This window comes from Aquidulcibacter sp., from assembly GCF_049239865.1.
GTDB lineage: Bacteria > Pseudomonadota > Alphaproteobacteria > Caulobacterales > Aquidulcibacteraceae > Aquidulcibacter.
In genome coordinates this window covers 1-2,487 of record NZ_JBMLTR010000217.1, presented here as the reverse complement: position 1 = coordinate 2,487, position 2,487 = coordinate 1, and the positions used below count along the sequence as shown (strand labels likewise).

The following is a 2,487-nucleotide window of genomic DNA, read 5'->3' as shown; positions in this document are numbered from 1 at the left end:
CGGCAATCTGGACGCCGCCTTAGATTTCTTTTGTGGCGGCTTGGGACTGGTCGAGCTTCGCCGGACTGAGAATGAGAAAGGGCGCTTCACTTTGGTGTTTCTTGCTGCCCCTGTGGATGCCGAGCGATTCAAGGCGCAAGGCGAGGCCCCGCAAAGCGGCCTGCCCGGTGGCCTGCCCATGGTGGAGCTGACCTATAATTGGGATGAGCATGCCTATGATGGCGGGCGCAATTTTGGCCATTTGGCGTATCGCGTCGATGACATCTATGGCCTGTGTGCGCATCTGGCCGCTCGTGGCGTGATCATCAACCGCCCACCGCGGGATGGTTATATGGCTTTCGTGCGTTCGCCAGATGGCATCTCGGTTGAACTCTTGCAGCGAGGTGCTGCTCTAGCCCCGCAAGAGCCTTGGACAAGTGCGCCAAACATCGGCGCATGGTGAGGTAGCTGAACTTAGACCCGCACACGACAAACATAATGATACTTGGGGAGGCAGGCGCGATGCAGAAACGATTTTTGGCTTTGATCTGGGTGGCTATGGCTGGCCTCATGGCGGTGGCCTGTAGCCCGGATTTGCCGCGCGCGGTCGTTGAAGCGCGCTATACGTCGCCAACGTCGCAATTCATCAATATCAGCGACGGCGTCCGTTTGCATGTGCGGGATGAAGGCAAGCGCGACGCCCCCGTGCTGATCCTCGCCCACGGCTCAAATGCTTCCCTCCACACTTGGGAGCCTTGGGTTAGCCAGCTCAAAGACAATTGGCGCGTGATCAGCTTTGACTTCCCGGCCCATGGCCTGACTGGCCCTTCCAAGAGTGGCGTCTATTCCGGTACCACCTATGTGCAGGTGGTGGACGATCTGGCCCAGCATTTCAAAGTCGATCGCTTTGTCTTGGGTGGTAACTCGATGGGTGGCGGCGTGGCATGGCGTTATGCGCTCGTCCATCCCGAGAAAGTTGCGGGCCTCATTCTGGTGGATGCCGCTGGCTATCCCCGCGATACGGGCAAGCCACCTCTAATTTTCCGGTTGGCACGTGCACCCATTGTTGGGGACGTTTTCTCCCGTGTCACCACCAAAGGCATGATTGAAGCCAACCTTAAGCAAGTCATGGTGGATGATACGTTGGTGACGCCAGAAATGGTGCAGCGGTACCACGACCTGTTGATGCGCGAAGGCAATCGACAAGCCACCTTGACCCGGATGCGGGCAGGCCCAGACGCACCCACGGCCTATCAACAAATCCCCACCATTACAGCGCCAACTCTCGTGATCTGGGGTGAAGCTGACCCCTGGATTCCGTTCGCGGACGCCAAGCGCTTTACGCAAGAGATCAAGGGATCAAAGCTCGTCTCCTACCCCAATATTGGTCACTTGCCACAGGAGGAAGTGGCCCTTGCTACGGCGAAGGAAGTTGAGGCTTTCCTGCAGCAAGTTTATCCAAAGCCTGCCCCCTGATTTGAACGGCCTCGAAATGTTGATGCAACGTGCTGTCACCAAGAGTGACAGTATCAGGGGTGGCGTGTCTGGCTTAAGGTTTCTATCAACACTGCACTCGTATAAGTCTTGTAAGACTTGAAAGGCGCTTATCTATGTGCGGCATTATTGGAATCTTGGGCAAAGAGGCGGTCACTTCCCGTCTTGTTGAATCGCTGAAGCGGCTTGAATATCGCGGTTATGATTCCGCGGGCATTGCTACTTTGGTAGATGGCAAGATTGAGCGCCGTCGCGCCCAAGGCAAGATCAAGAATCTGGAAGACGTGTTGGTGGCCTCGCCTCTGCCTGGGCTCATTGGCATTGGCCATACGCGCTGGGCGACCCACGGTGCCCCGTCTGAACGCAACGCCCACCCCCACGCGACCAATCGTGTCGCGGTGGTGCATAATGGCATCATCGAAAACTTCCGGACTTTGCGGGCAGAACTTGAAGCCGAAGGCCGCACGTTTGATTCAGAAACCGATACCGAAGTCATCACCCAATTGGTGTCGCGTGCCTTGGATCTGGGTGCCAGCCCAAAGGATGCTGTGATTGAAGCCCTGAAGCGCGTCCGTGGGGCTTTTGCGATTGCGTGCTTGTTTACGGGTGAGGAAGACCTTTTGGTCGGCGCCCGTCAAGGCAGCCCCTTGGTGGTTGGCGTTGGCGAGGGTGAGATGTATTTGGGCTCAGACGGTATTGCCGTTGCCCCCTTTACCAACCGCGTGATCTATCTGGAGGAGGGCGATCTGGTTGTCCTCAGCCGGAACAGCCATGCCATCTATGACATTGCGCGCAATCCGGTTGAGCGCCCGATCAAGTCGGTTGCCGCCAGTGCGGCGGCCGTCGAGAAGGGCAATTATCGCCACTATATGCAGAAGGAAATCCACGAGGAGCCTGATGCGGCTGCCCGTACCATTGGCCATTATGTGGACCCCTTAGAAGAGCGCGTCACCCTGCCCGACTTTGGCGTTGATTTCGCCCAGATCGACCAATTATGGATCATTGGCTGTGGCA

Annotated in this window: 2 protein-coding genes and 1 pseudogene; all 3 read left to right on the top strand. The window is 57.1% G+C overall.

What is annotated here, in order from left to right; genetic code table 11:
- The first annotated feature begins 7 nt into the window (after positions 1-7).
- On the top strand, positions 8-442 hold the full coding sequence (locus tag ACOVRA_RS14745; RefSeq protein ID WP_421720960.1) for a VOC family protein: 435 nt from the start codon (positions 8-10) through the stop codon (positions 440-442).
- A 59-nt stretch (positions 443-501) separates the two neighbouring features.
- Positions 502-1,455, top strand: coding sequence for an alpha/beta fold hydrolase (locus tag ACOVRA_RS14740; RefSeq protein WP_421720959.1), 954 nt, complete (start codon positions 502-504; stop codon positions 1,453-1,455).
- A gap of 134 nt (positions 1,456-1,589) precedes the next feature.
- Positions 1,590-2,487, top strand: a pseudogene (locus ACOVRA_RS14735) (glutamine--fructose-6-phosphate aminotransferase); the annotation flags it as partial.

Excerpts from the sequence above, each read along its gene's own strand:
- ACOVRA_RS14740 (WP_421720959.1), top strand. The coding sequence starts at position 502 with ATGCAGAAACGATTTTTGGCTTTGATCTGGGTGGCTATGGCTGGCCTC.